The organism is Microbispora cellulosiformans (assembly GCF_008728085.1).
In the GTDB taxonomy this organism is placed as follows: domain Bacteria; phylum Actinomycetota; class Actinomycetes; order Streptosporangiales; family Streptosporangiaceae; genus Microbispora; species Microbispora amethystogenes.
Genome location: NZ_VYTZ01000008.1, coordinates 414,742 through 421,897, shown reverse-complemented (window position 1 = coordinate 421,897; position 7,156 = coordinate 414,742). Strand labels below are relative to the sequence as shown.

Below are 7,156 nucleotides of genomic sequence, written 5' to 3'. Positions count from 1 at the left end.
AACTCCTCGTCTCCACCGCCGACTCCGCCACCGAGATCGGCACCTCGAAGGTCAACGCCGACCTCGCCCTGCGCACCCCCGTCGACGTCGCCGCCGGCGAATACCACTCCACCCTCACCCTCTCCCTGTTCAACCAGACCTGACCCACCGCACGCCGTGGACGTCCGGAACGTGTGCGAGTCTGACTCCACGTTCCGGACGTCCATTTCTGCTCCCGGTGTCGCTTCCGGGTGGCGCTCCCCATTACGCTCCGCCTATTACTCCCCGCCTATTACTCTCAGCGGAGAACTTCGACCAGGAGGTGGCAGCAATGAGCCGGCGTAGCGAACCGACGGTGATCCGGCAGCCGGCCAGGAGCAACCGGGTGCTCGCGCCGGTGGCCGCGTTCGTGATCGGCGCTGTGGTGGCCGGTGGCGTGGTGTTCGCCGCGACCCGGCCCGACGCGACCGAGCAGGCGGTGAACCGGATCCGCGCCGAGGACGCCGTCCGCGACAAGGCGCAGATCAAGGAGCTGACCGAACTGGCCCGCACCACCCGCGACAAGCTCGTGCCCGTGCTGGAGGGGCTGGAGCGCGTGATGCCCGTGGAGGGCGACACCGCCTTCCCCGCCGCTGCCCCCTCTTCTGCCGCCCCTTCTGCCGCCGCCTCTGGCTCCGCCGAGGGCGGGAAACCCGAGAAGGCGACCGGCGCCGACATCGCGAACTGGCGGCAGGCGACCGCCGCCGCCGTCCAGTCGTTCGCCGACCCGCCCTCGGGCGAGACGTACACCAACCTGGCGAGGTCGGGCCTCGCCTCCGGCGTACGGCAGCTCGCCACCACCGTCGACAGCTACGTGGCCGCGCAGGCGCTCACGGGTCCGGCCCGTACGAACATGCTGGCCCTCGCCGCCCGGCAGCGCATGGATGCGATCTTCACCTGGTCGGTCGGCGCCACCGCCCTCGACGCGGTCAGCGTCGACGCGGGCAGCGGGCACCAGCACGTCTACCTGCCGGCCGCACCCGGCAGCGGGGCGCTCACGGCCGACGACGAGGAAGAGGGCCACGGGCACTGACGAGCCACTGACGCTCAGCCGCGGGTCCACTTCTGGTTGGACCCGCCGGTGCAGTCCCAGAGCTGCAGAAGGGCGCCGTTCGCGCTGCCCCGGTCCACGATGTCCACGCACCGGTTGGCCTGGATGTTGACGAGGTCTCCGGCCGGCGTGAGGGTGAAGCGCTGGGCTCCGGTGCCGTTGCACGTGTAGAGCTGGATCGGCGTGCCGTTGGCGGTGCCCGCCGCCGCGGCGTCCATGCACTTGCCCATCGCGCGCACGGTGCCGTCGCCGCCCACCGTCCACTGCTGCGCGACGGTGCCGTTGCAGTCGTACATCTGCAGCCGGGCGCCGTCGGCGGGATTGGCGCTCGGGATGTCCACGCAGCGGCCGTTCATGGCGGACCTGAGCGCGGTGCCGGTGCCGCTCCCGTCGTTGTTCCAGGCGGACACGCGGACGTAGTCGACCAGCATGGTCTGCGGGAACGCGGTGGTCGCGTCGGGGTTGCCCGGCCAGTAGCCGCCGACCGCGACGTTCAGGATCATGAAGAAGGGGTGGTCGAACACCCACTGGTTGCCGCGGATGTCGGCCGGTGTGACGCGGAAGTACTCCGCGCCGTCGAGGTACCAGACGATGAGGCCGGGCGACCAGTCGACCCGGTAGTTGTGGAAGCCGTCGCCCAGGGGCGCGCCGATCGTGCGGTTGCCCCCGACGCCGCCGCTGCCCGAGTAGCCGGGGCCGTGCACGGTGCCGTAGACCGTGTTCGGCGCGTTGCCGACGTTCTCCATGATGTCGATCTCACCGGTGTTCGGCCAGTTGCCGCCGCCGAGCATCCAGAAGGCCGGCCAGATGCCCTGACCCTTGGGAATCTTGATGCTCGCCTCGAAGCGGCCGTACGCCTGGCTGAACTTGTCTGCCGTCAGGATGCGGCCGGAGGTGTACTGGCAGGTGCCGTAGTGGCACTGGTAGCCGGCGGGGTTCTCCTTGCGGGCGGTGATGGCCAGGTGACCCTGCCCGTCCTGGTACACGTTCCGGGTGGAGTCGGTGTAGTACTCCAGCTCGTTGTTGCCCCAGCCGCCACCGCCGATGTCGAACTTCCACTTCGCCGGGTCGACGGCGCTGCCCGCCGCGCCGTTGAACTCGTCCGACCAGGTGACGGGGCCGATGGCGGCCTCGGCCCGCTCGGCGCCGGGAACGCCGCCCAGGGCGCCGGACAGGCCGGCGGCCAGGGCCGCCGCGATCAGGAGTAACCGGGGTCTGCGCATGGGGGTCTCCGGTCCGGGGGGTAGAGATTCGGAGCGTGGTTGCCGATGCAACACCCACTTCACAGCGCTGTCAATAGTAAAGTTTACTTTTTGTTGCGCTCGGTCAGGCTCTTCGCGGCGCGCGCGGCGACCGTCTCCGCGGGCCTGCCGAGCAGCCGTACGAGATCGCCGGTCTGCACTTCCAGCGCTCCCGCGCGTACCTGCGCGTTGATCCAGCTCATCGGCCCCGGACCGGCGTCGGGCACTTCCCGGTAGGGCACGCCGAGCGCCTCCGCGACCTCCGGATAGCTCCACAGCGGCCCGGTGAGGTCGTACGCCCGGCCGAGATGCCCCTCGCCGGTCAGGACGTTCGCCGCCGCCTCGGCGAGATCCGACCGGAACGCCGTGTTCAGCCCGCGGCCTCCGGTGCTGCTGGTGATCTCGCCGTCGTCGGCCCGCGGCACGAACGCGTCACTGTAGAAGGGGTGACGCAGGATCGTGTACGGCAGGCCGCTGCTGAGTATCGCCTGCTCGGTGGCGTGGTAGGCCTCCGTCATGCCGGTGGCGGCGACGCCGGCCCCGAGGAAGCTCGTGAACACGACGGCGCCGACCCCCACCTCCTTGGCCGCGGCCACGGCGTTCAGGTGCTGTCCGATCCTGCGCGCGGTGTCGAGTTCCGGCGAGGAGACGAGCAGCAGACGCGTGGCCCCGTCGAACGCCTCACGCAGGCTCGCCGGGTCGTCGTAGTCACCACGCCGGACCGGCACGCCCTCGGGTGCCCGGCCGGGGTCGCGTACCGCGGCCACCACCTCCGCACGGGTACGCAGGTGGTCGACGACGAGGCGGCCGAGCGCGCCGGAGGCAGCGGAGATCACGATCATGGGATGAGTCAACCGCTCGCCGGGACGAGGCCGCCACTGCTTTATGACCGATTCATGACCGAGAATGGCGGTCGTGAGCCGTCCCCCCATCGCCTCGGTTCCGGCCGGGCCCGTCGACGTGCCGCGCGTCGTCGCCGAACTCGCCGGGAGCGACGCCGTCACCCCCGTCTGGCGCAACGAGGTCGGCGGCCTCACGTTCCGGCTCGGCGGCACAGGCGAAGGCACGGGCGGCACGAGGTACGTCAAGTGGGCCGCCGCCGGCACACCCGAGATCGACCTGGCCGGCGAGGCGGAACGCCTGACCTGGGCACGACAGTGGACCGCCGTCCCGAAGGTGCTCGCGTACGGATCGGACGCGGACGGCGCCTGGCTCGTCACCGCCGCGCTTCCCGGCCGTTCGGCGGTGGATCCGCGCTGGACCGCCGATCCCGCCACCGCGGCGGCCGCGATCGGCCGGGGCCTGCGCCTGCTGCACGACGCGCTGCCGGTGGCCCGGTGCCCGTACGACTGGGGAGTGGAGCGCCGGCTCCGCCGAGCCGGCGAGCGCATCGGCCCGGCGGAGGCGCGGCGTCTCGGCCGCCCGCCCGCCCCCGACCGGCTCGTCGTCTGTCATGGAGACGCCTGCGCGCCCAACACCCTCCTGCACGACGACGGGACGTTCGCCGGGCACGTCGACCTCGGCTCGCTGGGCGTGGCCGACCGGTGGGCCGACCTCGCGGTCGCCGCCTGGAGCACCGAGTGGAACTACGGCCCGGGCCACGACGGCGAGGTGTACGACGCGTACGGCGTCGCCCCCGATCCGGAGCGCATCGCCTACTACCGCCTGCTGTGGGACCTCACCTGACCGGTAAAGCCGCGGCTCCCTGGACGGTCTCCGATGTTCACGCGAGGTTCAGCCGTTGCCGCGAGGGTGCATTCGGAGCCGGAGCGATCCCCCCGGCGGAACGAAAGGGCACCGCACATGAGCGAGGGGCACCCTCACCCCCATCCCCATCCCCACAGCCACGGGCACGACCACGGGCACGGGCACGATGCCGGGGAGATGGCGACGGTCGTGGACATGGACATCCCCGACGAGGCGCTTTCGCCGGGTGAGCTCTCGCGCCGTCAGATGTTCCGGCGGGCCGGACTGCTCGGCGCCGGCCTGACCGCCGCGACCGTGCTCGGCGCCCCCGGCACGGCCGCCGCGACCGGCGCCGGCCGTGACGACCGTGACGACCGGGAGCCGAAGGACGGCTTCCTGTGGCTCGCGGGTGACCACCACATCCACACGCAGTACAGCTCCGACGCCATGTACCGGGTCGTCGACCAGGTGCGGCACGCCAACGCGTACGGGCTCGACTGGATGGTCATCACCGACCACGGCAGCGTCACCCACGCCAAGATCGGCGTGGAGAAGGTCAACCCCGACATCGTCGCGGCGCGTCAGGCGGTCAGGGACACCCTCGTCTTCCAGGGCCTGGAGTGGAACATCCCGGCCGCCGAGCACGGCACGGTGTTCGTCGCCCCGGGACGTGGCGAGGTGGAGACCCTGAAGGAGTTCGAGAACTCCTTCGACGGCGCGGTGAAGGGCGCCACGGCGAGCACGCCGCAGAACGAGGCTCTCGCCGTCGCGGGGCTGAACTTCCTGTCCCAGGCCGTGAAGCGCCGCCGCGTGCCGGACGCGCTGTTCCTGGCCAACCACCCCGCGCGCAAGGGCATCGACTCGCCGCACGAGATCCGCGCCTGGCGCGACACGGCGCCGGAGATCGCGGTCGGCATGGAGGGCGCGCCGGGCCACCAGGCCGCCGGCATCCCCAAGCCCAACGGGCCCGGCTCCGGGCGGGGCTACTACGACAACAGCCCGAGCGCCGACTCCTTCCCCGGCTATCCGGCGGAGAGCTACAAGACCTTCGGCGGCTTCGACTGGATGACCGCGACCGTCGGCGGCCTGTGGGACAGCCTGCTCGCCGAGGGCAGGCCATGGTGGATCACCGCCAACTCGGACTCGCACACCGTCTACGGCGACGCCGGCGACCGCGGGCCGAACAGCGACTTCAACGCCAACGGCCGATACGAGGACCCGGTCTACAAGGGCGTGCCGAACCTGTCCAACGGCGACTTCTGGCCCGGCTACTACAGCCGCACCCACGTCGGCGCGACCTCCTTCGCGTACGGCGCGGTCATGGACGGCATCCGCCGGGGCCGCGTCTGGGTGGACCACGGCGGGCTGATCAGCGGCCTCGTCGTCCGCGCCCGGGCGCGCGGCAACGGCGGCGGCGTCACGCTCGGCGACACGCTGTCCGTCCGCCCCGGCACCAAGGTCGAGGTGTCCATCCAGATCACGCTGGCGAACCAGCCCAACTGGGCGCAGTTCATCCCCACGCTGGCCCGGGTGGACGTCATCCAGGGCGACGTGACCGGCCCGGTCTCCGACAAGGACGTCTTCACCACCCCGAAGACCAAGGTCGTCACGTCGTACGAGGTCGGGAAGAACAGCGGAACCGTCACCTTCACCTACCAGGTGGGGGCCGTCGACCACCCGGTCTACGTGCGGCTGCGCGGCACCGACGGCAACCGCGTCGCCCCCGGCCTCCTCGGCCCGTCGGTGGACCCGCACGGCCCGGCGATGGACGTGCTCGGCGACGCCGACCCCTGGAAGGACCTGTGGTTCTACAGCAACCCCGTCTGGATCGTGCCGCGCCGATGATCGTCGGTCTGGACAACGGCTCCCGTACGGTGGCACAGGCCGAGCATCTCCTCCACCAGGTGGTGGAGGCGCTCGGCCTGTCGTCCGGGATCGTCGGCTGCACCCACTTCGTCCGCACCGGTGACCTGCCGCACGTCGCCTGCTCGCTGACGCTGGCCGGGCACCTGGAGAGGTCCCGGCTCCCCGAGGGGGTGTCGGCCGCCCTCGGCGACAGCCGTACGGGGCCGGACGCGGAGGGCGCGGCGGTGGCGGCGGCCGAGCACGCGGCCCGTACGAGCGGGCGGGTCGTGCTGTTCCCCGGCGGCGACGACCTGCCGGGGACGCTCACGGTCGGCGAGCTGCTGGACCGGACGGCGATCGACCGGGTGGTCGTGCTCGCCCAGCCCGAGCCTCCGGCCGACGACGTGGTCCTGGTCACCAACGGCCATGTCCGCCCGGTCTGGCGGGACGGCCTGATGACCCTGCTCGCCATGCCTGCTTCGGGGCCGGTTCCGGGCGCCCGGATCGCGCCGGCCGAGGTGCCGGACCCGACCCCCTGCTGCGCCGACCACGTGTCGTGATCGGTTCGGTATCGAACCTCTAGTGGATTTTGGGCCGATTACGGTCAATGATCACTTGTACTCTTTTTCCTCGCTCTTTGAGGTACATGTGAGAAAGATCTTGCGAGTGGTCGCGGCCCAGATGTTCGCCGCCGCCTTCGTCGTCACCAGCCTGACCACCCCCGCGCACGCCGACACGACCGAGAGCGACGCCGACATCGCCCTCGAATGGCAGAGCGTGTACGACACCTACCACTTCACCGACGCCACCCCGCCCGCGTCCGGTTCCGGCCGGAGCCGGGTCGTCAACAGCATCTCCGTCGACATCGACTCGCCGATGCCGGCGACGTTCTACAAGTACTCGGACTTCAACAACCACATCGGCAAGAACCCGTTCCTGAAGCGTGTCGTCACGCACAAGGAGTGGAAGGCGACTTCCACGCTCTACCGCAACCTCACGGCGATCGAGGAGATCCCGTACGAGGGCATGATCGTGGTGAGCAAGACGCACGCGCAGCAGCGCCTCCACGCGGACGGGTTCTACTACGAGACCGACAGCTGGTCGCAGCCCAACGTGGTCACGCACCAGAAGATCGAGTTCACCCCGCTGCCCGGTGGGAAGACCCGGGTGACGGAGAACCTCGCCTTCGAGGCGGACGACTCGCTGATCGACTTCGTCGCGCTGAACGGCACCGCGGCTCACCAGCAGCTCCAGACGGCCCTGAAGCAGGCGATTGAGAGCGGCGAGCTCTGATCCGCCCCTGATCCGGCTCTGA

The 7,156-nt window shown here is 70.9% G+C and carries 7 protein-coding genes; 5 read left to right on the top strand and 2 right to left on the bottom strand.

The features are described from left to right. Positions 1-310: 310 nt before the first annotated feature. The gene (locus tag F5972_RS24530; RefSeq protein WP_150936233.1) at positions 311-1,051 is read left to right on the top strand and encodes a hypothetical protein; all 741 of its coding nucleotides are present in this window, start codon (positions 311-313) and stop codon (positions 1,049-1,051) included. 14 nt (positions 1,052-1,065) lie between these two features. Here the strand turns inward: F5972_RS24530 and F5972_RS24525 are convergent, their stop codons facing one another. Both F5972_RS24525 and F5972_RS24520 read right to left on the bottom strand, forming a co-directional pair. Continuing rightward, positions 1,066-2,292, bottom strand: a complete 1,227-nt coding sequence (locus tag F5972_RS24525) for a glycoside hydrolase family 16 protein (protein ID WP_150936231.1) — start codon at positions 2,290-2,292, stop codon at positions 1,066-1,068. 83 nt (positions 2,293-2,375) lie between these two features. Beyond that, the gene (locus F5972_RS24520) at positions 2,376-3,152 is read right to left on the bottom strand and encodes an NAD(P)H-binding protein (RefSeq protein ID WP_191910298.1); all 777 of its coding nucleotides are present in this window, start codon (positions 3,150-3,152) and stop codon (positions 2,376-2,378) included. Positions 3,153-3,225: 73 nt separating this feature from the next. Between F5972_RS24520 and F5972_RS24515 the strand changes: the two genes are divergently transcribed. The 4 genes from F5972_RS24515 (at position 3,226) to F5972_RS24500 (ending at position 7,134) form a co-directional block, all read left to right on the top strand. Continuing rightward, positions 3,226-3,996: an aminoglycoside 3'-phosphotransferase gene (locus F5972_RS24515; RefSeq protein WP_150936229.1), complete on the top strand. Its 771-nt coding sequence runs from the start codon at positions 3,226-3,228 to the stop codon at positions 3,994-3,996. A 117-nt stretch (positions 3,997-4,113) separates the two neighbouring features. Then, entirely contained in the window at positions 4,114-5,841 is a 1,728-nt protein-coding gene (locus F5972_RS24510) for a PHP domain-containing protein (protein ID WP_150936227.1), read from the top strand. Further along, the gene (locus F5972_RS24505) at positions 5,838-6,401 is read left to right on the top strand and encodes a hypothetical protein (RefSeq protein WP_150936226.1); all 564 of its coding nucleotides are present in this window, start codon (positions 5,838-5,840) and stop codon (positions 6,399-6,401) included. Before F5972_RS24510 ends, F5972_RS24505 begins: the two co-directional genes overlap by 4 nt. Before the next feature lie 88 nt (positions 6,402-6,489). Further along, complete coding sequence (locus F5972_RS24500; protein WP_150936223.1) at positions 6,490-7,134, top strand: hypothetical protein; 645 nt, start codon at positions 6,490-6,492, stop codon at positions 7,132-7,134. Positions 7,135-7,156 lie beyond the last annotated feature (22 nt).